The following is a 24588-nucleotide window of genomic DNA, read 5'->3' on the forward strand; positions in this document are numbered from 1 at the left end:
CATCCTAACCGGGTAAGTTGGTGCGCTTTGGATGAATTTTTTCTCGCGCGCGCTTCTTCGGTTTATTGCCCTCTTCCTCTTCAGCGATTGCCCGAAGCCGTATGGCGAAATCGTGCATGTCATACTGGCCAAGTTTCGACACGGCCTCCCTTTGCGCGGCCGTCGGTTCGATAACGCGGGCATTCAAGTGCTTGTCGAGGATCGCAACCAGGAACGTGTGTGTGAAATTACCATCCTCACCCGGTTCATCACCATAGCGTTTTTTTTCCTGATAGTGGCGAAGCTTCACCAAGACCATAAGGGATCTATCGAGTTCGGTCAGGAGCTTGGAAAGGAACTTCCGGTCGCAATAGAGCGCGTGTCCAGAATGCCGTTTTTCGACTTCACCTTCGCCTTGCCAGCCCCCCCATGCATCATATTGGAATGCCGGTGAGCCATGCTTTTCCAGCCATGCGTGCGACCACGGTTCAGTGGCGGTAAGTCGGAATCGGGTGATGATTGGTTGAGCTGGCTTATAGGTCGATAGCGCAGAAGAAGCTCCGAACGGATCGCGCTCATCGAGGTTTTCCGATCGTTGAATATGCGTAACCCACGGCTCACAGGGCTCCATGCCATCGCGGGCATCGTCCTCATCATCATATGACTCGTAGAACGGTAGCCACATATGAAACGGTGGTGACGTGGCAACGGCGAGAGCTGTTATCTCGGCTTGTGCAGGGTTTACGAGGCTTGACATCACGCTGCAATCCACACCATCCGGTGAAGACCAGGATGCCTGCACGACAATCCCCTCCGGCACAGTCTCGCCAAAGCCGGCAAGCGACCCGAGGAACGCCTTGTCGTTGATCGGCAAGTCGCGCTCGTTTTCAGAACCGGTGCCGCTTTTCAGATCATTCAGCGCCACCAACGGATAGCGGCCGGTTCCGTCGGAAATCCAATACCCATCCCTCCGTGTGATGCGGAACTCAGACAGCCACTCCTGCCACGGATCATCGTAGTAACTCTCGTCGGTGACCGGGCGCTCCGATAGCAGCCGCCCTCCGACAACTGCAAGTGCGTGCCACGCGAGATAAGTGCCGTGCGATTGGTATGCTTCGTCTGTAGGGCGATAATAACCGTGCCGGCTGTAGGGGCTTTGCCTGCCCGAAAAGTCGTTCATCGAAGTGACATTCGGCGCCCACGTGCGAACCCACTCTCGGCAGAGATCGTTTATGCGCCATCTGGGAAGTCCAAAGACCCTGGCCAGATTGTCGATTTTGTATTTTTCGAAATCGTAGTCGGAATAAAATCGCGGCTCTGGCTCTGGCATATCTTTCGGACGTTCCAACGGAAAATCCCGCACCTTGCTGCCGCGTGTTTTGGCAAGGGGAAACGGCGAAGCATTGATCTTAGCGATTTGAGCCAGCAGCTTCTTGGCATCCGCACTGCGCGTGTTCGCAAGACAATGCCTTATAGCATCGCGCGCAGCTTCACGAAGCCCGACATGCGGAAAGTCGTCGTCAAAAGCGATTGCCTCCAAATGGGCACGGAATCGCGCTATCTCGCTCGGGAAGTCCAAGGCAATTCGTGCGATGGCCAGCAGGAACCACATTTGCGCATTCTGCTTGAAAAACGGAAGCGATCGATCCTGAAACGCTCCGGCGTCGGGAGCTGCAAGCATTGCGAACATGCGCTCTATGATGCTCCAGTGCCCGTTCCGAGCCACCGAGCGGACGGCATGTGCGGCACGCCACCTCGCGTTGGCGACTGGCGAGCCAAGTCTGAACCACAAAAGCCCGGCGACGATCTCATCGGCGTCTCTACCTGCATGCAGTTCATCCCGCCACGGCCCATCGCCGATTTCGTCGGCCAATCTGGCGGCGCCGCTATTAAGCAGTCGCTCAAGTGCGGATCGCGGCGCCGAGGCATCAGCGCGTTGTGAAAGCATTGTTGCGATACTCAGCCACGTCGTAGCGGCCGCATTCAGTTCTCGTGTCGTCGCCGCTTCAACCAAAACGATAGCGAGTTCGTCTGTCGGGGTGCCCGTCACTTGCGACAGTTTGAAGAGGTCAGAAGCAAAGCCCCATTTCTCGCCAAGCAGACCTTCCGCGTGATCCAGAACCAGTCGCAAACCACACTCGGCAAGAGATGCCAGTTGGGTCGGCGAATCTTTTGTCCACTCGTCTTTTATTGCCTGTAAGAGATAATTTTTCTCTGAGAGTTCTAAGTTCCGGGCTGCCACGATCGCTTCCAGATGCTTCGCGCGATCGGCGTAGCCGACGCGATCACGAAGGGTCTTGTATGCTTGTGACTTGTCGAACGGCCAACCGGGGAGTGTTTCCAGCTTTTCAACGAAGCTCTCGAACGATGCAGCATCAAGCGGATCTGCGTTTGCCAGCGCTTCTCGCATTGTGGCCTGCCGCTTCGCTTCTTCTTTCTTGCGAATGCTGTCCTGCTCGCCAGGGACAGGTGATGATGAGCGATTTTCGGCGTCGATTTTCCTGGGCAAACGACCTCGCCGCTCGAACGCTGTCACGCGTTCGGCTAATGTCGTGGCGATTTTCGGATTGGCGTCGAAGACTTTGCGAAGCTCGCGGAGATGGTGGCTGGACGGCCGCCCCGGGAACGAATGCTCGTATTGATCAAGCACCTCATGCAGCATCGCATCGCTGGCACCCTGATCAAGGAGTACCTTAACGAGATCGTTCCATCCCCAACGCCACATCGTTTGCGGATCGACCAACCATAGGAGCGACACAGCGACGGCTGGGCGCAAGGCGCCATCCTTGACAAGATACATCAGAGCCGAAGGCAAAGTTAAACTCAGGTCGACTTTGTCGCGGTCGTGCCAGCGTGCGATCTGCGCAAGGTAGGCCGGTCCCGAGACCCGCGCAAAGGCTTGGGCCGTCAGCGGCCAATGCCACTTGTGCGAATCATAGACATTCATCTCGCATATCTTAGCCAGACGAAGCGCTAGCTGCGGTGGCAAGGTCCCGTTGCGTAATGTGGCGGCAAATTCTAATAGTCCGTAGGCGAAGTCGTAGTCCCCCGAGCCAATAGCGTCGAGTTCCTTCAGGCCGCGTTTGAAAATCAGTGCAGCTTCAATGCGGTTCGCGCGCAGCAGCGCACGCGACAATCGCGCGAATAGCTGGCTGCGACGTTGAACGTCATCTTCACGATCGATCAATTGCACGGCCAGAACCGCCAACTGCCCGGCCTGGGCGTGGCAGTCTCGTTGGCCGGCGAGCCGCCTGACAAAACGAATGACGGTTTCAGGCGCCAGTATTTGGCTGTTCTCCAGGCAGGACGCCAATTGCGAGGCGGAGGCAGGCGTGAGCAAATCGAGTGCCGCGAATAGTTCGACCGCGCATCCCTTGTAGAGCGCGTTGGTGAACTGCACCTGCTCTCGCGGGACATAGGAGCCGCGCTCATTTGCAGGAGACTGTGATGCTTTCCAAGCTTCAAAGAACGCGGACGTAGCGGCCTTCCTGTCGGCGGGCTTCACGGCCGAGATCATCGTCGTAAGCCGCTTTATCAATGCAAGAAGGGGCACGACACCGCGCGATATTCTATCTGACGCATGATATCGCTCGGAAGACGACAGGGTGCTTTTCTTGCGACGTTCTTCGATTTCGGGAGTCGTCTCATTTATGGGTTTTCCCAGCTCCTTCAGACGCTCATCAAGCAGTTCCCGTTGCGCTTTCTCCGTCGAAGGTCGAGGGGCATCCTCGACCAGCGCCCAGAGTTCCTGCGGCAGGCAATCGAATAACTCAGCAATCCGAGACTCGCTTGCGCAACGAGCCGCGAGGCCCAATGCAAACGGAACGAGCTGTTCGATATACCATGCCTCACGCAGCAACCAGATGCGATACCGCTCCGGCGCAGCAACCGACAACGTACGGCCCAGCTCCTTTGCCATGCCGAGGTTGGCCATGCGGATGGCACATCGCATCAACGCTCTGCGATATGTATCTTCGTGTCGCGTGCCTGCGAACTCCTCCGGCAGGTCTTTCGCCGTTTTCAGCTTCGCAGCAACCTTCTTCAACAGGGTTTTTGCTGTCGAGCGGGATGGAAACCCGGGAAATGCCGTGAGTGCAGCGGCAATCAATGCCGGCGGAGCCTTGGCTAAGGACACAGCCTCATTCAGGGTTTCCGTGAATTTCGACAAATTGCCGAATGCTTCTGTCGCCGCGCAATGCTCAAACAAGCGATTTGCGATCAGGAACCCATAATGGGGTTTCCAGCGAGCAATGTATTGTGCCGCCTGTTGCACCCGGCCTTTAGCAAAGAGATAAAATGCGATCGAAGCATAGTCGTCATAGTCAGGCCCGCCTTGCCTGCGTGTTTCCTCATCTTGATCGTCGTGCCATCGGTGCCAGTCATCTGCCCTGACGGCGTGTCCGAATGCCTCGGCCGTATCGCCGTCCGCGACATAGGCGGTGGCCAAGCGCGCATGGCGTGTGCCGGGCCAGCCGGTGCGTGCTTCAAATAGGCGCCGGAGCGCCTCCGGGTCGCCGAGCCCGACCACAAGGTCGGGCTGCTCAAGCAAATAGTCTTCACCCCGCTCATCAACGATCACGAGCGCAGCCAATTCGACCAACAGATCGACCGTGAGACTGAAGTCCCGATCCTTGGCGGCTGCTCCTACGGCCGTTCGCAGCCTGTTGAGGCGAATTGCCCGTTTGGCAAGATCGCTGTCGAGTTCGGGCGGAAATCGCGCATCGAACGCCAAAGCGCGTAACAAATCGGTTCTTCCCAGCGCGAAGAGCAAACCGGGAAGCGATCGGGCGGCATAAACAGAGGAGGCCTGTGCGCCCGTCAGTCGCGTTATGACGCCGTCAAGCAGCGAGAGCTGTTGGCCATAGGCTTGGCGTATCAGCGTTTCGGTCGGCTCGTCGCGGAAAATGAGCCCGTGCCGCGTGCGTTCCAACAACGGCGAGAGGTCTGCGGCAAAGCTTTCCACTTCGGAGACGGAAATTCCGAAGGCCGCTGCCATTTCATCAATGGGGACAGGTGGGGGAAGCACCGACAAGGCACAAAGAAATGCCGAAATCTCCTGGCGGGTGCTGCCCTTGTCGTCGGCCAGGCGTGTCGCTTTCTCAATCCGCTGTCGGATCAGATCATTCAGGTCGATGCTCGTAGTAGCGGTATCAACCTCGGCCAAGGGTCGATCGGACTCAATGAGGTTGGCCATCACGCGAGGATTACCGTTTGACCGCCGGTGAATCGCCTCAATCTGGGCGGCCGTAGCCTCGGGACGACGTTCCTTGACAAAGGATCGGCTCTCCGCGACCGAGAACGGCGCAAGCGCAAAGTCGTTGCAAAGGCTTCTACCGATAGCCAATGCACGTCGTTCGGAGCGGGCCGTGGCGATGCACACAAGACCGTCGATAGACGGGGACATATACGAAAGACTCTCCAGCAGCATCTGCGGGAACGACGCCTGTCCTCGGTCGCGTGCCTCCATCGCGGCATTGTCTGCCGCATCGAGAATGAGAACCAACCGCGCCGTGGCTCGGACGCGACGCAGAACGTGAATCGCTTGGGAGAACCTCTGAATGCTCCGCCTTACCACTTCCGTCGGATCGGTAGCGCCGGGGAGGATGGGATCGCACAGGCCTCGACAAGCCAACTCGTTCACGATGTGCATCAAGCCCCGCTCGGGACGATGGCGTACATCTAGCGGCGAACGGTATGCGCCGCCGCCGAAGCAGTCAAAAGCCACTATCTCATCGGTCGCGCACAAGCGGGAAACGACGCTCTGTACGAACACCGTCTTGCCGACACCGCCGGCAGCGTGAACGAGCCATAAGGCCGAACTATTCAAGCCGTCGAGAAATTGTTGCAACTGCTCACGTTCAACAATTGGGCCGGGTTCGGCAAAAGCCTCCGGGGTTGGAAGCAGATCGCTTTCTTGGGCGATTTCCAGTTCGGCCAATACATCGATATTGGTGATGATGTTGTTTTGCTGGCCGGCATAACCGGCTTTGTTGCGCACAAGTTGCCTGAGCTCGCCGAGCCTCGCACGTGCCAAAGCATCGTTCGAAGCGGACCAATCCGTTATGATCCTTGCGTTCCCCTTTTCGAGGGCATGCAGATCGCCGCCTTGGCCCAGGAGCGACACCTTGGCTGCGAACGCTCTGCGTTGTTCATCATCGAGTGGAATTACCGCTAAGAGTTGGTCATATTGAGCGCGAACCTTCTTCTTCGACGGCAAGGTTCCGGCCGCCAATGCGGAAATGGCTTCGATCAATTCGGGACCGATGGGACGGTTGGTATAGATCGAGTAAGTAATCTTGCCTACCCAATTTGCTTGAGGTGGCTTGGAGAGAAATGCCGCTTCCGTTTTCGCGAATTTTCCAACCGTCTTGACTGCATCGGCGGCAAGGAACTTAGTAGCCTCTCTAGCGATCGAGTATTTGAACTGTGCAATTTCAATGCGGGTGGCATCGCGAAAATTTGGCGCAGAGCCGTAGTAGAAGGTGGCATCAGCAATTTCGGCCGTGGCTTGGCTGGCGCCTTTCTGATCTTCGACAGACAGTCCTTCCACGGCGATTCCGCAAAATTTGTCGCGCGGCAGCAGCAATCCCAGCGCGCGCCTTGCCAGCCACGCTTCGTGGTATTGATGCCCATCACGTGAGGCGCGTACTTTGTCGATCGCGTTAGCTGCCATAGGTTTCCTCGTCCGTACTCGTCGTGCCTAGACGTAGGACGAGGTCGATTCCACAGCCGAAGGTGAGTCGGGTCAATCAAATTTACCCAATGTTGCGCATGGCGCGGCAACGAAACAGCAATTGCGTCGCGAGTTGTCTGTTTCCGAAACAAGATGCGTCTCAGGTGACGCTGCCCGTCAGCACCATAGCACTAAGTAAGATTGGTGAGGGTGAGATACCCGCACCCCAAGCACTAGCATCCCCGAGCGGATCTTGTGCCTTCGTCGTCTCAGAATGGGACGCTGTGAAGCTGATCCTGACTGGGTGAAGATACGCCGAGACGGCAACACCGTCTGCTTTTCAGACCTCCGGGCGCATAGCTGCCAGTCGGCTCGCAGCCCCAAATCAGACATTGCTGTCAAGCCAAGCCGATGTGGGCCACTCGCGAACTACACCACCGCACCAAACTCCGCCGCCAGCACCGCATCCTTCAGCGCCCGCGAATAGGCATGCTGCGGATCATCCAGCACCGCCCGCGCCCGCCCTCGCTCAACAATCTCACCCTTGCGCATGATGATAATATTGTCACTGACGTAATAAGCCGTCGCCAGATCATGCGTGATGTAGATGATCGAAAGCCCCAGCTCGTTTTTCAGCCGGCCGAAGAGGTTGACGATGGCCATGCGCAGCGACGCGTCGACCATCGAGACCGGTTCGTCGGCCACCAGCAGGCGCGGCTCGGGGATCAGCGCGCGGGCGATGGCGACGCGCTGCAGCTGGCCGCCGGAGAGTTCGTGGGGGAAGCGGCCCTTCACCTCCTCCAGCGTCAGGCCGACGTGGTGGAGGGCGGTATCGGCCATCTTCTCGGCTTGCTGCCGGTCCGGCCGTTTTCCCACCGAGAAATTGCGGGCGGTCTCGAAGAGGTAGCGGTCCACCCGTTTCAGCGGATTGAAGGCCTCGAACGGGTTCTGCAGAACCGGCTGCACCTCCTTCATGAAGGCCGTGCGTTCGGCCCCGTTGTGGATCGCGACGGTCTTGCCGGCAAATTGCAGCTCGCCTTCCGTCGGTTCCGTCTGGCCGAGGATCATCGCCGCCACCGTCGATTTGCCGGAGCCGGATTCGCCGACGATCGAGAGGATCTCCGGCTCGTCGCCGAGCTCGAAGCTGACATCCCTGACCGCGGTGATCAGGCGCCGGCCGAGCATGCCGCCCTGGCGGTAGATTTTCGTCACATGCGAGAGGCGAAGCAGAGTCAAACCTGATCTCCCGTAACTGCAAAACAGGCCACGCGCCGCCCGGGCTCGACGGTGACGAGCGGCGGCACCTTCTGCGAGCAGATATCCATCCGTTTCGGACAGCGCGGGTGAAACCGGCAGCCTTCCGGCGGCATGGCGAGGTTCGGCGGGCGCCCCTCCAGCGAGGGCCGCGTCGTCGGGTCGCCGATCTTCGGCAGGCTGCCGACCAGGTGCTGCGTATAGGGGTGGAGCGGCAGGCTGAAGAGCTTCGGCGTCGGCGCCTCCTCGACCAGCCGTCCGGCATAGACGATGCCGATGCGGTCAGAGACCGTCGCATGCACGCCCATATCATGGGTGACGAACAGAAAGGACGAGCCCATCTCGCGCTGGATGTCGCGGATCATCGTCAGCACGTCGCGCTGCACGATCACGTCGAGCGCGGTCGTCGGTTCGTCGGCGATGATGAACTCCGGCGTCAGGATGGTGGCGAGCGCAATGGTCATGCGCTGGCGCATGCCGCCGGAGAGTTCGTGCGGATAGGCGTCGAGCAGCTGCGGGTCGAGCTTCAGCCGCTGCAGGTGGGCGGCGACCTTTTCGAAAAAGATGCCCTTGCTCACCGTCATGTGGCGGAAGGCGAAATCGGTGAAGGAGTGGCGGATCCGGCGCACCGGATTGAGCACGTTCATCGAGCCCTGCATGATATAGGAGAGATGGCGCCAGCGCAGCGCCATGCGCTCCTCCGGCGTCATCGCATAGAGATCCTGGGTGCCGCCGCCGAAGTGGAATTTGACATTGCCCGAGACGACCCGGAGCGGCGGCCGGATGGCGCCGGCAATCGTCTTGATCAGCGTCGTCTTGCCGCTGCTCGATTCGCCCGCCACGCCATAGACCTCGCCGCGGCCGATCGTCAGGCTGATGTCGTCGACGGCCCGCACTTCGCGATCGACGCCGAAGAGGAAGGCGCGGTAATAGGCTTTCAGGTTCTGGATTTCGACCAAATTCTCCATGCTAACTTCCCATCCGGTTGAGCCGGCTGCGCGGATCGTTGTATTCGTTCATCGACATGGAGAGCAGGAAGAGCGCCAGGAAGAGGATGACGATGACGGCGACGGGGGCGGCGACCCACCACCATATGCCTGAAATCAGCGCCGAATGCGCATTGGCCCAGTAGATCATCATGCCCATGGTCGGCGTCTCGATATCGGTGAAGCCGAGCACCGAAAGCGTGATCTCCATGCCGATCGACCAGATCATGTTGTTCATCGTCGTGGCAAAGACGATCGGCAGCACATAGGGCAGGTGCTCCTCCACGAGGATCTTGCGCATGGTCATGCCGGAATAGACGCTCTGGGTGGTAAACGGCCTGGTCTTCAGGCCGAGCGCCACGGAGCGGATGAGCCGCGCATCATAGGACCATCCGAGCGAGGCCATGATGACGATCAGCGCCACCCAGGTCATGTTGTCCTTCAGCACGAAATAGAAAAGGATCAGCAGCGGAAATTGCGGGATGACCATGACGCTGTCGTTGATCGCCATCAGCACCCGGTCGACCGCCCCGCCGGCATAACCGGCGACCAGGCCGACAACGAGCGAGATGATGCGCGAGAGAAAGGCGACGCCGATGCCGAAATAGAGCGTGTTGCGCAGCCCCGTCGTCAGCTGCCAGAACACATCCTGGCCGCGGGATGTGGTCCCCAGCCAATATTCGCCGTCCGGCGGCATATCGGGCGGCAGCAGATAGATGTCGGTCGCGCCGTAGGGCGAGAAATAAGACAGGATCACCAGGCCGACGATGACGGCGAAGAGCAGCAGGCCACAGAGGAATTCCATGTTGTGGCGCGAGAGGTCACGGATGATGGTAAACATGGCTATTCCACCTTGATGCGCGGATCGATCAGCGGGCTCAGCACGTCGATGATGAAGACCGCGGCGGCGACGCCGACGATCGAGAGCGCGCTGAGGCCGAGCACCAGGCTGTAGTCGCCGGCATGCACCGCTTCGATCAGCAGGTTGCCGATGCCGGGATAGCCGAAGACGATTTCGGTGATGACGGTGCCGTTGAAAATCGCGCCGAGCGACATGGCAAGGCCGGTGAATTGCGGCACCATGGCGTTGCGGGCGATGTAGGAGCGCAGGATCTTGCCCTTCGGCACGCCGCCGAGCTCGGCGAAGACGACATAATCGTCGGTAATGATGTTGGAAACCAGCGCCCGCATGCCGATCAGCCAGCTGCCGGCGCCGACCAGGATCAGCGACAGGGCCGGCAGGATCGAATGTTTGAGGATATCGAGGACGAGCGCGAAGGAGAGGTCCAGATTGGCGTTCATCTCGTAGCCGCCATTGATCGGCAGCACCGGCCAGATGAAGCCGAAGACGATGAGAAGCACGAAGGCGAGGATATAATAGGGAATGGGAAGCAGCGCGATGAAGACGAGGCTGACGGCCTTCAGCACCATGTTCTTGCGGTAATAGCCGGCAAGGGCGCCGATCGCGTTGCCGAGCACGAAGGTGATCAGCGTCGAGACCGTCATCAGCCCGATCGTCCAGGGGAGCGAGCGCAGGATGATGGTCGAGACGGGGGTCGGAAAGGCCGAGAGCGAGGGGCCGAGATCGCCGGTTGCAAGCCGCAGCCAGAAATTCAGATATTGCTGCCAGATCGAACCCTGCATTCCATATAGCTCGCGCAGCGACTGGCGCATCAGCTCGATCGCGTTCGGGTCGGACTGACCCATCTGCGTGATGGCGCCTATGCTTTCTTCGACCGGATCGATCGGGGTCAGGTGGGTGACGAAGAAGGTGATCGTCACGCCGAGAAAGACGACGAGCAGGAACTGACCAAACCGCTTCAGCACAAAGATCAGATAGGGCGTCATAAGGCGGAGCTTCCTCTCTGCTTCCTTTCTTGAAAGGATCGACGAGCATGGCAGCTGGGGCGCATGCCCGCCGATGAGGGGGCCGGCGCGATGGCTTCCGCGCCGGCGTTGGGAGGGTTATTGCGATTGAGCCGGCTTCAGCTTGACCATCATCAGCCTCGAATTGGCCCAGTTCGGCACCGGATCCGTATAGGGGTCCTTGATCGTCGGATAGCCGGTCCAATAGGTCGTATCCATCGAGGTGAAGACGTTATAGGACATCAGCGGGATCGTCGGCATTTCCCGGGCGACCAGCTTCAGATAATCCTTGCCGAGCTCGATGCCCTTCGGATCGTCGGCGCTGATGCCGCGGATGCTCTCGATGATCTTGTCGAGCTCCGGATTGGACCAGCGCTGCCAGTTGCGCGGCGGCTGGACGTCACCCTTCTTCGCCACGAACTGCGAGTGCCAGCTGTCGAGGAAGAAGGAGAGGTCGGGATCGCCGCCCCAGGTTTCGACGCTCCAGGCGATCGCCACCTGGAAATCGCCGGGCTGCAGCGCCGTCTGCCAAAGTTTCGCGGCGGGCACGGCTTTGGCGTCGATGCCGAAGGCCGCCCATTGCTGGGCAATCAGCGTGCCGGCGCGGGTGAAGACCGAGCGTGTGTCGCCTTCGACCGTCATCCGGATCTTGAAGGGTTGTCCATCAGGGGTCAGCCATTTGCCGCCGGATTTCTTGAAGCCGGCCTTCTCGAGCAGCTCGCCAGCCGCTTTCGGATCCGGTTTCCACCAGCCGTAGCCGAAGGCACCGGTGATCGCCTCCGGATCGGTCGGGATCTGGTCCTTGAACTTAGGCTGCTTGCGCAGGAGATCGGCGATCTGCTGCCCGACCGTCGGGTCATAGGGCTTGATCTTGCTCTTGCCGGTATCGATCTCGAAATTCTTCAGCCAATCCTGCATCGGCGCCTGATAGTCTTTCATCGTGGCCGCCGTCGGCGGCACGCCGAGTGCCGAAAGCGTCGCCGCACCGCGGTAGCTCGCCATGTCGACGGCCTTGATGTCGATCAGGAGCGCCAGCGCCCAGCGCACGTCGGCATTGTCGAACGGCGCTTCCTGGGTGTTGAAGATGACAGCCGGCAACGTCGGATCCGGATGGGCGAAGGGGAAGCCCGGGAACCAGGTTTCGATGGTCTTCGACTTCTCCTTGAGGGTGAACATGCCCTCCGGCGTGTTGTCGTGAATGATATCGAGATTGTGCTCGAGCTGGGCGATCGTGCGTTTATCCGGCGGGCCCGGATCGGTGTAGGTCACGTATTTCGGAGCCGGCTCGCCGAAGCGGGCAAGCGAGGTCCGCTGCCAGTCGTCGCGCTTCTCCCAGGTGTACCATTTGCCCTGCGGGTCATAGGCCTTCAGCTTGTAGGCGCCGAGCGAGACGGGGTTGGCGAAATCATAGCGAAGCGGATCCTCCACCTTCTCGAACACATGCTTCGGCATGATCCAGGCGCCGTTCCAGCGCACGGTGAAGATGGCGTGGAAGCGCGAATTCGGCTTCTTCAGCTTGAACACCACCGTCTGGGGGTCGGTCGCCTCGACGCTTGCCACCTGCACCGAGAAGGCCGCACTCCAGACCATGCCGGGATGATCCATCTGCGTCTTGACGGTATAGACGACGTCATCGGCGGTGAATTCCACGCCGTCGCTCCAGAAGAGCCCCTTGCGCAGTTTCACGGTCATTTCGGTGAAGTCGGCATTATATTGCGGCTTGTCGGCGGCGAGCGAATTGTCCCAGGCCGCGCCGCCAAGCCCCTGTTCGGGGTCGATATACCAGAGCGTATCCATGGTCAGCTGCTGCAGGCCGGTCGAAACCCCGCCGCCGCCATTGACCCAGATGTTGAACCAGCCGGGATTCTTGATCGTCCCTTCCGGATTTTCGACGATGAGCGTCTCCTTGCGCGGCAAGGAGGTGTATTCCTGAGCTCCGGCCACCGCGGTCAGGCCGAGCGTGGCCAGCACGAAGCCGAATGCAAACCTCTTCCACTTTTGCATGAACTCCTCCCTTGAAAGCGACGATGCGGCGGCCGCGAAGGCACGCATGGGCAAGTCGCGGTTGTCGGTTCGCAGAAGCCGGGCTTGCGAGCCCTTGAGCTTCGGCGAACCATCCCTCCGGCCACCTGCCTCCTCGCAGGGAACCGAACTCTCTCGGCCGGGCCGATCTGCCCGGCGGCGGCTGTCACACCGACAGCCGGATCACATTATAGGACAGCGGCTTCAGCGGCGCCCGCACCCGTCCGTCCTCGATTTTCGCGCTCTCGACCTTGACGGGCACCACCGTCTCCGGCCGCCGCGCCGTGTTGACGGCTTCGAGATCGCCATGGGTCATTTCCACCTGCTCGATCAGCCGGGCGGCGCCGAAACCTTCCAGCCGCACGTCGAGATCGAGCGTCGTGTCCGGATGGCGGTTGACGGCAAAGAAGGTCAGCGTCCTGCCATCCTCGGAATGCACGGCCGAGACATCGAGATAGGGAACCTCGTTCTCCTCGTCGCTGTCATAGGTCGGGCCGTCGACGACGAGCTGCAGGGCCGCGCCGCGGCCATAGCGCGAGGCGTAATAAAAGGGATAATAGATCGTCTGGCGCCAGGCCGCACCGCCATCCTCGGTCATAATTGGGGCGATGACGTTGACGAGCTGGGCGATGCAGGCGATGCGCACCCGGTCGGAGCGGCGGATGAAGGTGTTGAGAATGCCGCCGACCTGCAGCACGTCCTCGAAATTGTAGATATCTTCCAGCAGATGCGGCGCATCCGGCCACTCGTCGCGCGCCAGGATCTCCTTGTCCTGCTGGTTGGAATGATACCAGACGTTCCATTCGTCGAAGGAAATGCCGATCGTCTTCTTCGAGCGCTTCTTCGCCTTGATGTAGTCGATCACGCCGCCGATCGTGGTGATGTAACGGTCGAGCTTCGTCGCCCGGGCGAGATAGTTCAGCGTGTTCTTCTCGCGGTTGGCGAAATACATATGCAGCGAGATGTAATCGGCGCTGTCATAGCACTGCTCGAGAACCTCGGCCTCCCACTGCGGATAGGTCTTCATGTCGGAATTGGAGGAGCCGCAGACGACGAGTTCGAGCGACTTGTCGAAGCCGCGCATCGCCTTCGCCGTCTCATCCGCCAGCCGGCCATATTCATAGGCCGATTTATGGCCGACCTGCCAGGGGCCGTCCATCTCGTTGCCGAGGCACCACAATTTCACGTCGTGCGGGTTTGACCAGCCATGCTTGCGGCGCAGGTCCGACCAGTAGGTGCCGCCCGGATGATTGCAATATTCGAGGAAATTGCGGGCGGCATCGAGGCCGCGCGAGCCGAGATTGACCGCGAGCATCGGCTTGGTATTGGCCTTCTTGCACCAGTCGACGAATTCGTTGACGCCGATCTGGTTGGCTTCGCGGGTGCGCCAGGCAAGATCGAGGCGAACCGGGCGTTCCGACCGCGGGCCGACGCCGTCTTCCCAATTATAGGCCGAGACGAAATTGCCGCCGGGATAGCGGCAGTAGGGCGTGTCGAGCTCGCGCACCAGCTCGAGCACGTCGCGGCGGAAGCCGTCTTCGTCGGCTGTCGGATGTCCGGGCTCGTAGATGCCGCCGTAGATCGCTCTGCCGAGGTGCTCGAGAAACGAGCTGTAGAGCCTGGCGTCAATGGTCGAGATGCGAAAATCGCGGTGGGCAACGACACTCGTCTTCAACGGATCCTCCCTTTATGTATCAAGAATTTTGTTTTCTTGCCCCTAACTTGATATCAGGAATGTCGTTCTGTCAACCGAGTCCCGTGTTTAATCATACTAATGAATCACTGCAGGAAAGTTGTGTGATAACAAAGCTTTGGATGAGATCGTTGATCGTCGAAATCGGAAATAAATGAGCTTTTCAAATCAAGATTTCCGATATCATTTATTCAGACATGCAGCCGCATGACGATGTCGCGGCCATGATTCCCGAAGCCTCGGCCGAAAATGTTGACGCCGCCGGTGTGGCCGGCATTCTCGGCGATGCCGACCCTCAGCCGAATGGACGAATGCTGGCCGAGCGCCAGATCGCTGAGCGTGACGTTCGATGCGGCGACGCCGTCGATGAAGGTGCCGCGCGTCGAGATCCGCCAGGTCTTCATCATCCCATATTGCGACCCCTCGAGCTTCCACCAGGCCGGCGTGAAGGCGCCGCGCTTGTCGCCGTAGTCACCCGGCGACGTCCAGGTGCCGATCGCCATGCCGTTGACCCAGAGCGTGATGTCCGAGGGCCAGTCGGGATTGGTGCCCGGCACCTCCGACGACAGCTCAAGCGAAAACTCGATGGCCCGAATGTCCTTGTTCAACACTTTGGCATTGTTGGGGAATTTATACTCCACATAGCCCCGGCCGAACCAGACGAGCCCGGCCTGCATGCGCTGCGGATCGAGGAAATAGTCGGGCACATCGAGCGGCCCGATGACGCTCTCGCTGGAACAAAGCCCGCAAGGCGCATGCACGTCGCAGCTCGTATAGAGCCCCACGGGCATCTCGACTTCGATGATATTATTGGCTCGCTGGGCCGCACTTTCCTCGAAGCTGATCAGGATTTCGCTGTAGATCGCCGAGCAGATCTTCTGGTTCCCCTTCCGCGCTTTTGCCAGCTGCGAGTCGACAAGCCGTGCGTCTTCCAAAATCTGAATGCCGGTTGCGACCGTGGACTGGGGGAGGGACAAAGCCCGCGCGATATCGTTGATATTCATCGGCCCCTTGGCGCAGAGCAGCTTGAGAATCTCGATCCGCGCCGGGGCAGAAAGTGCGCGGATCGCCTCACTGTTCTCGCCGGCGGCAATCGTCAAAAACGAACGTTCCATCATTTCCCCAATGATTCCGATGAAATGATGTATATCGGAAATTATGATACATCAAGAGGGGGCGCTGCAGGATTTGTGCGCTTTCGTAGCGTTATCCATCCGCTATCAACGATTAGCTCGCAAATCTCAGAGATATGTCGATATGGTAGAGCTACACCGGTCTCCGATCACAGGGCGGCTCAAATGACAGAAGATGAACGTGAACTGATCACGCGGCTCGTTGCGCTGCCTTACACCAAGTTCGCCGGGCAATGCATATCCAAACAGGAATTTTTAGAACAATTTATACGCCCTGACGGCGTAGTAGATCGGAGGGCAGATCGCTATGGATTCGATTTCAAGGCTGTGCGCCTGGTTCGAGCGCAAATCCGTAGGCCAATGGCATGAGGACCGTGGAATCAAAATCGATACCATCGACAATCCTGGTTGGTCGATGAAAGCCGATCTCGCGGGAACGGGCCTTCAGGACAAGGAATTTCCGGAGATCCGAGTTGAAAGATCGCAGCATGACTGGTTTGTTGCTCGCAGAAATGATCAAGCTTTCGAAGCATTCGGCGGGCCAATGAACCTCAATGAGATGATTGAATGTTTCCTCGCTTGGACGGAATAGTCGCCGCTGAGAGCATGAGGGCGGCTTTGCAAGGAATTGAATGTCAATGCCGACTGGAACAAAAATAACCCTCGTGCCGCGCAGCCTTACCTCGGCCGACTTGCCTGGTCCATTCTGGGAAATCGATCTTCTCAAGGAGCAGGGTTATGAAGCTCCGGATCCCGCCAGGGTGAAGTTTCAACTATCGTTAGAGATTGGACTAGCCGGCTCTGCGGCGGCAGATGCCTTTTAATGTATAGTTATTACAGAGGGGCTGAAGAACACTCTGGGGGGAAATACGAAGACGATTTTGATGGACACATATAAGCTACGGCAAATTCAAGGAGAATATTCTCTCAATAATTGCCAATTGCGACGCCGATACCTGGTATGGCTGCAAAATAAATCTTCGAAGATATTTCTCATGGGAATACGAAGGCATGTATAGCGAAGCAGAAATTCGAAGGCTTAACGATTGATCGTTTCATGTGCCAGGAGGTGTAATGGCAAGGACTGGGGCCAACGATGAACAGCGACGATTTGTCTCGGCGATCAACTCTCGAACTTCTGAGCCTCATCCAGCAGAGGAATTCCAGTCATGAAAATAAGTATGAGGCCACCCAATCTCTTCTCAAAAGGTGGCGGCAAGGAATTGACTTAGAGCCTCTCATCAACCTTCTTCTTTCAGAGAATTCGCATGACCGTCTCCGCGGCGCAAACTATATCAGTGAATTGGGGCGAGAGGTTGAGGGCTTGAATGTAGCTGCAACAATGCTCGCTGATGACGCCCTCCCAGCCTGTCGCCGGGCGTTCGTCGAATATGTCGAAAATTCAGCCTACTATGAACAAGCGGTGGCGAAGGCGCTAACCAAGTGCCTGTTAGACACAGATCTCTACGTGAGGTCGGCCGTCATTGGATGGGCCACCCGTACATCCGATGAGACGTTTGAGGACTTTTCCCGGATGGTCGCGACTGGAGCCGGTCGCCGCGAGCCTCGGTTCGCCAACCCCCTCAGCAATGATTTTTGGAACGAATCTAGCCTAAGACGTGCCGTTCGAGGCCTCGATATCATTCGTCGCCTCCGCGAAGGTAAGCAGATCCATCAGATCAGGACAGACTTTCCCGGAGAGGACAGCTTTATATTCGATATCGTTGAATTTTCGCTGACGCTGCGTGATCGCCTCGCCAGATGGCAAGAAAGATGAGCTTATCCTCTGATATTTCGGCAAATTTTCCGGTAACCTTGCCATTCAGCGATTGCTTCAATGCCCACTCACCTCCGGCTGCAGATCGGCATCGGTCAGCGTCCCAAGAAAGGCGACGATGTCGTCGATTTCGGGGTCGGTCAGCGCAGGCGCGTCGCCCGGTTTCCTGCCGAAGGGCGGATCCTGGTTGAGGTTGGCCCAATAGGCCTGCGGCAAGTCGTCATACTTGCGGATCGTGCCGCCGGCATTTTTGGGATACCAGCGGCCGGGGTCGCTGTCGCGGGTGGCGTAGAAGGAGACGACGTCGCGCAGTGTGTGAAAATAGCCGTTGTGGAAGAAGCTCTTCTTCAGCGCGACATTGCGCAGCGTCGGCGTGCGGAACAGGCCGCAATATTCGCTGTGTCCGGCAAGATCGGTACGCTGCGGGCCGCAGAGGCCGAGATCGTAATAGCTGGGGTCTGTATTGGCCGGGATCGCCATGTTGCGAGGGACGGCGAGGCCGAAAAATCCGAAGTCGGAAAATTGCGGCGGCTCGCCGTCATTGGCGGGTTCGCTGAGATGGCAGCTCGAACAGTTGCCCTTTGCAGGATCCTCGAACAGCTGGCGGCCGCGCAGTTCCTGCGCGCTCAACGTCGTCTTGCCGGCGAGAAAGGCGTCGTAGGGGCTGGAATAGGGATAGAAGTCCGGGCCGCTTTGCTCGAAGGTGGCTAGCGCCTCGGCGGCGGCGTCGAAAGTGTCATCGGGATTGTCGAACACCGTTTCGCCGAACGCCGCCCTGATGTCGCCGGCGTAGGGCGCCTTGCGCAGCTTGGCCGCCACATCGGCTGCATCCTTGTTGCCCATCTCGAAGGGCGAGAGCAGCGGGATCTTCGCTTGGTCAGCGCCGTGATCGACCCGGCCGTCCCAGGTCAGCCCGCCGGTCGGGCCGTTGTCGACGCTTTCGTCGCCCTCGTCCTCGGAATCGTAAAAGTGCTCGCTGAAGGACGGCACCGCCTGCAGATAACGCAGCGCCGGCACGGCGCGCAGCCCGGGCTGCTTCATATCCTTGCCGCCCGTTTGAACCGGCGCGGCCGATGCCGGGCCGAAGGCGTGCGCCGGGTCGTGGCAGGAGGAGCATGCCTGCGACCCTGAGGTCGACAGCGACGGGTCGAAGAATATCTTGCGGCCGAGCGCGGCCAGCGTTTCGGCTCGGGCAAAGGCTTCGGCGCGCGACATCGGGCCGGGATGCACACCGGCCGCCGCGCTGCTTTGCCGCAGCGGCAGAATGGCCAGACAGAGTGCTGCCGCACCGATGCCGATCGCCAGACCGGGGCGCAGGAGCCTGAACGTCTTTGTTGTCATGATGGGGATTCCAATAGCTTAGCGCTGGTTCCCACTATGATCGAACCTCGTTGCAACAAATTGATGACGGAGCCTCTCCTGCGACATCGCGGCAAGCCCGACGTCACAAAGTTGATAGACGGCGGGACTAGCGTCGATGCGCCCGAGCGGTCTCCGCTCCCTCTAGCCAACGCCCCCTAGCCATGAGGCCATAGCCGTGAAAAGACTGAAGCTCCTCAAATCAATCTGTCTCGCCGGATCGGCGATCGTGCCGCTCGCCATGGCGACGGCGGCCCTTGCGGCGCCTGCCGGTTACGACAAGATCGACAATATCGTCGTCATCTATGCCGAAAACCGCAGCTTCGATAATCTCTATGGCGGCTTTCCCGGCGCCGATGGTCTTACCAATGTCAGCGCCGAGCAGGCCCGCCAGCTCGATCGCGACGGCAAGCCGCTTGCCGAATTGCCGCCGGCCTGGGGCGGGCTGACCGCCAAGGGTGTAACGCCTGCCATCACCGAGGCGCAATCGGCCCATCTCGCAAATGCCGCTTTCGCGATCGACGATCCCCAGGGTTTCGCGCAGGCACCGTCGGTCATCACCCGCGATCTCTGGCACCGCTTCTATCAGGAGCAGATGCAGATCGACGGCGGCAAGAACGACAAGTTCGTCGCCTGGGCCGATGCCGGCAGCCTGGTCATGGGCCATTATGACGGGTCCATCTTGCCGATGTGGCAGGTAGCGAAGAAATACGTGCTTGCCGACAATTTCTTCCAAGGCGCCTTCGGCGGCTCCTTCTTCAACCACTTCGCCCTGGTCTGCGCCTGCGCGCCCTATTATCCGGATGCCGACAAGAGCCCGGCCAGGCCTGTGATCGCCAAGGTCGATGCCGATGGCGTTTCCTTGACCGTGGCGGAGAACGCTCCGAAATCGGCGCTGGACGGCGCCCCGAAATTCGTTTCCGATGGCACGCTGACGCCGGACTTCTACGCCGTCAACACCATGCAGCCGCCCTACCAGCCGAGCGCCAATCCGCCGGCCAAGGACGGTGACCCGGCCTATGCCGATCCGGCGGCGGCGACAACGCTGCCGCCGCAGCATGCGGTGACCATCGGCGACCTGCTGTCGCAGAAAGGCATCAGCTGGGCCTGGTATAGCGGCGCCTGGCAGGCAGCCCTTGACGGCAAGAACGCCACCCCGGTGCCGAATTTCCAGTTCCACCATCAGCCCTTCAACTATTTCGCCAATTTCGCGCCCGGCACGCCGGCACGCGCCGAGCATCTGAAGGATGGCGGCCTTGCCGGCGAGGCCTTCCTCAGGGATATCGACGCAGGCAAGCTGCCGGCGGTTTCCTTCTATAAGCCGCAAGGCAACCTCAATGAACATGGCGGTTACGCCGACGTCTCGAGCGGTGACCAGCATCTTGCCGATATCGTCTCGCATCTGGAGAAGAGCCCGCAATGGGGCCATATGCTCGTCATCGTCACCTATGACGAGAATGGCGGCTTCTGGGATCACGTCGCGCCGCCGAAGGCCGATCGCTGGGGGCCGGGCAACCGCATTCCGGCCTTCATCATCTCGCCCTTCGCCAAAGGCGGCACGGTCGATCATACCCAGTACGACACGACGTCGATCATCCGCCTGATCACCGCGCGCTACGATCTGCCGGTGCTGCCGGGCATCGTCGCTCGCGACAAGGCGCTGGCCGACAATGGCCGTCCCGCGATGGGGGACCTCACTGCCGCGCTCGACCTGACGCATTGACGACCGGAAGCGGCCCCCGGCGCCGAACGGGGCCGCTACCTCGCCCGCACCCTCACCGATGCAGGAGCAGCCGCAATGCGGCCTGCGTTTCCTTCAGCAATGGCAGATAGCGCGCCTTCATCTCCGCCGCCGGGACGAGGGCGGCCGGCGCGCCGATATTGATCGCCGCGACGGTTTCGCCGCGATCGTTTTCAACGGGAACGGCGATCGAGCAGAGACCGATTTCCAGCTCCTGATCGATGATGGCGTAACCTTCGGCGCGCACGCGGCGGAACTCGGCGATGAGCTCCTCTGGGTCGGTCTTGGTCTTCGCAGTGTTCTGCTTCAATTCGCTGCGGGCGAGAACGGCGCGAGCCTCGCTTTCGGGAAGGGCAGCCAGCAGCACCCGGCCCATCGAGGCGCAATATGCCGGCAGGCGGCTGCCCGGGGTGAGATTGATCGACATGACCCGGCGCTGCGAGGCCCGGGCGACATAAACGATTTCGATGCCGTCGAGCACGGAGGCCGAAGCGCTCTGGCCGGCGCGTTCCGAGAGATGATCGAGATGCGGCTGCAACAGCGCCGGCAACGGCGTCGCTGAGAGATAGGCATGGCCGAGCCGCAGGATCTTCGGCGTCAGCGTGAAGAACTTGCCGTCGTAATCGGCATAACCGAGTTCGGCGAGCGTCAGCAGCGAACGGCGCACGGTGGCGCGGTCGAGCGCCGTCAGCTTCGAGGCCTCGGCGATCGACAGCCGCTGCCGCGTCTCGCCGAAGGCTTCGATGACTTTCAGGCCGCGGGCAAAGCCGCTGACAAAATCCGTTTCGCGCATCCAATCTCCAATCCATCCTTCCATTATGTGCGATATATGAACAAATGTCAAATAGCGCACAAATGTTCTTGCGATATGACCCTGCTGCGCTTTATCTGAGCAAGAGGATCGGACAGGCAGGTGTCTGGGCGATCGAGCCAAGGAGATCCGGCATGGACAAGACAGTCGGGAGCACGGCGCAGGCCGTCTCCGAGATCGGTGACGGCGCGACGGTGATGATTGGTGGTTTCGGCGGCTCGGGCGCGCCGATCGAATTGATCCATGCCCTGATCGACAAGGGCTCCAAGAACCTTACCGTCATCAACAACAATGCCGGCAACGGCCGCATCGGCATCGCGGCGATGATCGATGCCGGTATGGTCAGGAAGATGATCTGCTCGTTCCCGCGTTCGTCGGATCCGCGCGCTTTCACCGACAAATATCTGGCCGGCGAAATTGAGCTCGAGCTGGTGCCGCAGGGGACGCTGGCCGAGCGCATCCGCGCTGGCGGGGCCGGCATTCCGGCTTTTTACACGCCGACGGCCTATGGCACTGAACTGGCGGACGGCAAGGTCATCGCCGAATTCGACGGCCGTCATTACGTGCAGGAACGCTGGCTGAAGGCGGATTTCGCCATCGTCAAAGGTGAGATCGGTGACGTCCACGGCAACCTCACCTACAAAAAGGCTGGCCGCAACTTCAATCCGCTGATGTGCATGGCGGCGCAAAAGACCATCGCCCAGGTCTCGTCGATCGTGCCGGCCGGCGGCATCGATCCCGAGCATGTGGTGACCCCCGGCATCTTCGTCGACCGCGTCGTCGCCGTTGCCAATCCGCAGCAGGAAGAAGAGCTCATTCGAGCCGGAGTGGCCTACGTATGACCGTCGATACCAGAGAAGACATCAAGCTTTCCAACGCGCAGATCGCCTGGCGCGCCGCCCAGGATATCGCCGACGGCGCCTATGTGAACCTCGGCATCGGGTTTCCCGAAATGGTCGCCCGCTATCAGCCGCCCGGCCGCCAGGCGATCTTTCATACCGAAAACGGCATCCTGAATTTCGGCGAGCCGCCGGCCGAGGGCGAGGAAGACTGGGACCTCATCAACGCCGGCAAGAAGGCGGTGACGCTGAAGCCGGGTGCTGCCTTCTTCCATCACGCCGACAGCTTCGCCATGGTGCGCGGCGGCCATCTCGACGTTGCCATCCTCGGCGCCTATCAGGTTGCCGAGAACGGCGACCTCGCCAACTGGCGGGTGGGCAGCAAGGGCGTGCCTGCGGTCGGCGGCGCCATGGATCTGGTGCACGGCGCCAAGCAGGTCTGCGTCATCACCGAGCACGTCACCAAGACGGGCGAGCCGAAGCTGGTGGAAAAGTGCAGCTTTCCACTGACCGGTGTGGCCTGCATCACCCGCGTTTACACCAGCCACGCCGTCATCGACATCGTCGACGGACGTTTCGTCCTGCGTGAGAAGCTGGCTGCGATGTCTGAGGAGGAATTGCAGGCGATGACCGGCGCGCGGCTGCATATCGAGGGGCCGGTTGCCGACCTCATCGTTCCGAAGCTCTGAAGGGAAAGCCATGACCGAAGCTTTTATCTGCGACTATGTCAGAACGCCGATCGGCCGTTTCGCCGGCGCGCTTTCGCAGGTGCGCGCCGATGATCTCGGCGCCGTCCCGCTGAAGGCGCTGATGGAGCGCAACGGCGCGGTCGACTGGGAAGCCGTCGACGACGTGATTTTCGGCTGCGCCAACCAGGCGGGCGAGGACAACCGCAATGTGTCGCGCATGTCGGCGCTGCTCGCTGGTCTGCCGATTGCCGTTCCGGGCACGACGATCAACCGGCTCTGCGGCTCCGGCATGGATGCGGTGATCACTGCGGCCCGCGCCATCCGCGCCGGCGAGGCGGAGCTGATGATAGCTGGCGGGGTCGAAAGCATGTCACGGGCGCCCTTCGTCATGCCGAAGGCCGAGACGGCCTTTTCCCGGGCCGCCGAGATCCACGACACCACGATCGGCTGGCGTTTCGTCAACCCGCTGATGAAGAAGCAATATGGCGTCGATTCCATGCCGGAGACCGGTGAGAACGTCGCCGAGGACTATCATGTCAGCCGCGAGGACCAGGATGCCTTTGCGGTGCGCAGCCAGGCGAAGGCAGCGGCGGCGCAGGCAAGCGGAAGGCTGGCGAAGGAGATCACCTCGGTGACCATCCCGCAACGCAAGGGCGATCCGGTTGTCGTCGACAAGGATGAGCATCCGCGCGCGACGACGATGGAAGCGCTGGCGAAACTCGCCACACCTTTCAAGAGGGAAGGCGGCACGGTGACGGCAGGCAATGCCTCCGGCGTCAACGATGGCGCGGCCGCACTGATCGTCGCTTCGGAAGCCGCGGCGCGAAAATACCGCCTGACGCCGATCGCCCGCATCCTCGGCGGCGCCTCGGCCGCCGTTCCGCCACGGGTGATGGGCGTCGGGCCGATTCCCGCCTCGCGCAAGCTGATGGCCCGGCTCGGCATGACCCAGGAAAAGTTCGATGTCATCGAGCTCAACGAGGCCTTTGCCAGCCAGGGGCTGGCGGTGCTGCGCGCGCTCGGCATTGCCGATGACGACGAGCGGGTCAACCGCAATGGCGGCGCCATCGCGCTCGGCCATCCCTTGGGCATGTCAGGCGCTCGCATCACCGGCACGGCGGCGCTCGAGCTTCAAGAGACCGGCGGTCGATATTCGCTGTCGACCATGTGCATCGGTGTCGGGCAAGGGATCGCGATCGCGCTCGAAAGGGTTTGAGCGCGCCGTTGCGCGCCGCGGCCAGCTTCGATAGAAACCTGGCATGCTGATCCGACCTGCAAACAGCGACGACCGAAGTGCCATCTGGAGGATCATCGGCCCGACGATCCGTGCCGGCGAGACCTATGCGCTCGACCGCGATCTCTCGGAAGCCGATGCGCTCGCCTACTGGATGGGGCCGGACCGCGAGACCTTCGTCGCGGAAGAGGGCGGCGGCATCCTCGGCACCTATTACATCAAGGCCAATCAGGCCGGCGGCGGGCGCCATGTCTGCAATTGCGGCTATATGACCGATCCCGCAGCCGGCGGCCGTGGCGTCGCCCGCCGCATGCATGAACATTCGCTGGAGCATGCCCGCACCAGGGGCTTCCGGGCTATGCAGTTCAACTTCGTCGTCAGCAGCAATCGCCGCGCCGTTGAGCTCTGGCAATCGCTCGGCTTCGACATCGTCGGCCGGCTTCCCGGCGTCTTCCTCCATCCCACGCAAGGTTATGTCGACGCACTGGTGATGTTTCGAACTCTGTAGGACCGTACGGAAAAAGATCTGAGG

Annotated in this window: 17 protein-coding genes; 7 read left to right on the top strand and 10 right to left on the bottom strand. The window is 60.3% G+C overall.

Annotated elements, in window-relative coordinates:
* Window positions 1–4: 4 nt before the first annotated feature.
* The 8 genes from C4N04_RS07420 to C4N04_RS07455 form a co-directional block, all read right to left on the bottom strand.
* Window positions 5–6652 (bottom strand): hypothetical protein, encoded by a 6648-nt coding sequence (locus C4N04_RS07420; RefSeq protein ID WP_106795716.1) that lies wholly within the window; start codon window positions 6650–6652, stop codon window positions 5–7.
* Between the two features lie 429 nt (window positions 6653–7081).
* The gene (locus tag C4N04_RS07425) at window positions 7082–7837 is read right to left on the bottom strand and encodes an ATP-binding cassette domain-containing protein (protein WP_106795861.1); all 756 of its coding nucleotides are present in this window, start codon (window positions 7835–7837) and stop codon (window positions 7082–7084) included.
* A 47-nt stretch (window positions 7838–7884) separates the two neighbouring features.
* The gene (locus C4N04_RS07430; RefSeq protein ID WP_106795717.1) at window positions 7885–8874 is read right to left on the bottom strand and encodes an ABC transporter ATP-binding protein; all 990 of its coding nucleotides are present in this window, start codon (window positions 8872–8874) and stop codon (window positions 7885–7887) included.
* A gap of 1 nt (window position 8875) precedes the next feature.
* Window positions 8876–9733, bottom strand: a complete 858-nt coding sequence (locus C4N04_RS07435; RefSeq protein ID WP_106795718.1) for an ABC transporter permease — start codon at window positions 9731–9733, stop codon at window positions 8876–8878.
* A 2-nt stretch (window positions 9734–9735) separates the two neighbouring features.
* Entirely contained in the window at window positions 9736–10740 is a 1005-nt protein-coding gene (locus C4N04_RS07440; protein WP_040111397.1) for an ABC transporter permease, read from the bottom strand.
* 117 nt (window positions 10741–10857) lie between these two features.
* The gene (locus C4N04_RS07445) at window positions 10858–12762 is read right to left on the bottom strand and encodes an ABC transporter substrate-binding protein (RefSeq protein WP_106795719.1); all 1905 of its coding nucleotides are present in this window, start codon (window positions 12760–12762) and stop codon (window positions 10858–10860) included.
* A gap of 184 nt (window positions 12763–12946) precedes the next feature.
* Window positions 12947–14455 (bottom strand): alpha-N-arabinofuranosidase, encoded by a 1509-nt coding sequence (locus C4N04_RS07450; RefSeq protein ID WP_106795720.1) that lies wholly within the window; start codon window positions 14453–14455, stop codon window positions 12947–12949.
* 209 nt (window positions 14456–14664) lie between these two features.
* Complete coding sequence (locus tag C4N04_RS07455) at window positions 14665–15591, bottom strand: ArsR family transcriptional regulator (RefSeq protein ID WP_199852448.1); 927 nt, start codon at window positions 15589–15591, stop codon at window positions 14665–14667.
* A gap of 322 nt (window positions 15592–15913) precedes the next feature.
* Here C4N04_RS07455 and C4N04_RS07460 point away from each other — a divergent pair, with 322 nt between their 5' ends.
* Both C4N04_RS07460 and C4N04_RS07470 read left to right on the top strand, forming a co-directional pair.
* On the top strand, window positions 15914–16198 hold the full coding sequence (locus C4N04_RS07460; RefSeq protein ID WP_077989722.1) for an immunity 53 family protein: 285 nt from the start codon (window positions 15914–15916) through the stop codon (window positions 16196–16198).
* A 504-nt stretch (window positions 16199–16702) separates the two neighbouring features.
* The gene (locus tag C4N04_RS07470; protein WP_009991298.1) at window positions 16703–17383 is read left to right on the top strand and encodes a hypothetical protein; all 681 of its coding nucleotides are present in this window, start codon (window positions 16703–16705) and stop codon (window positions 17381–17383) included.
* 57 nt (window positions 17384–17440) lie between these two features.
* Here the strand turns inward: C4N04_RS07470 and C4N04_RS07475 are convergent, their stop codons facing one another.
* Entirely contained in the window at window positions 17441–18724 is a 1284-nt protein-coding gene (locus C4N04_RS07475) for a cytochrome-c peroxidase (RefSeq protein WP_096762930.1), read from the bottom strand.
* A 196-nt stretch (window positions 18725–18920) separates the two neighbouring features.
* Between C4N04_RS07475 and C4N04_RS07480 the strand changes: the two genes are divergently transcribed.
* Window positions 18921–20465: an acid phosphatase gene (locus tag C4N04_RS07480; protein ID WP_106795722.1), complete on the top strand. Its 1545-nt coding sequence runs from the start codon at window positions 18921–18923 to the stop codon at window positions 20463–20465.
* 52 nt (window positions 20466–20517) lie between these two features.
* Here the strand turns inward: C4N04_RS07480 and C4N04_RS07485 are convergent, their stop codons facing one another.
* The gene (locus C4N04_RS07485; RefSeq protein WP_096762932.1) at window positions 20518–21276 is read right to left on the bottom strand and encodes an IclR family transcriptional regulator C-terminal domain-containing protein; all 759 of its coding nucleotides are present in this window, start codon (window positions 21274–21276) and stop codon (window positions 20518–20520) included.
* A 152-nt stretch (window positions 21277–21428) separates the two neighbouring features.
* Here C4N04_RS07485 and C4N04_RS07490 point away from each other — a divergent pair, with 152 nt between their 5' ends.
* Genes C4N04_RS07490 through C4N04_RS07505 form a run of 4 tightly spaced genes read left to right on the top strand, consistent with a single transcriptional unit; the run spans window position 21429 to window position 24564 of the window.
* Window positions 21429–22136: a 3-oxoacid CoA-transferase subunit A gene (locus tag C4N04_RS07490; RefSeq protein ID WP_096762933.1), complete on the top strand. Its 708-nt coding sequence runs from the start codon at window positions 21429–21431 to the stop codon at window positions 22134–22136.
* A complete protein-coding gene (locus C4N04_RS07495; RefSeq protein WP_040141038.1) occupies window positions 22133–22822 on the top strand; it encodes a CoA transferase subunit B in 690 nt (229 codons plus the stop codon). The genes C4N04_RS07490 and C4N04_RS07495 overlap by 4 nt, the downstream gene beginning before the upstream one ends.
* A gap of 10 nt (window positions 22823–22832) precedes the next feature.
* Complete coding sequence (gene pcaF / locus C4N04_RS07500) at window positions 22833–24038, top strand: 3-oxoadipyl-CoA thiolase (RefSeq protein WP_096762934.1); 1206 nt, start codon at window positions 22833–22835, stop codon at window positions 24036–24038.
* Window positions 24039–24081: 43 nt separating this feature from the next.
* A complete protein-coding gene (locus C4N04_RS07505; protein ID WP_077989715.1) occupies window positions 24082–24564 on the top strand; it encodes an N-acetyltransferase in 483 nt (160 codons plus the stop codon).
* Window positions 24565–24588 lie beyond the last annotated feature (24 nt).

The organism is Rhizobium sp. H4 (assembly GCF_003013335.1).
GTDB lineage: Bacteria > Pseudomonadota > Alphaproteobacteria > Rhizobiales > Rhizobiaceae > Rhizobium > Rhizobium sophoriradicis.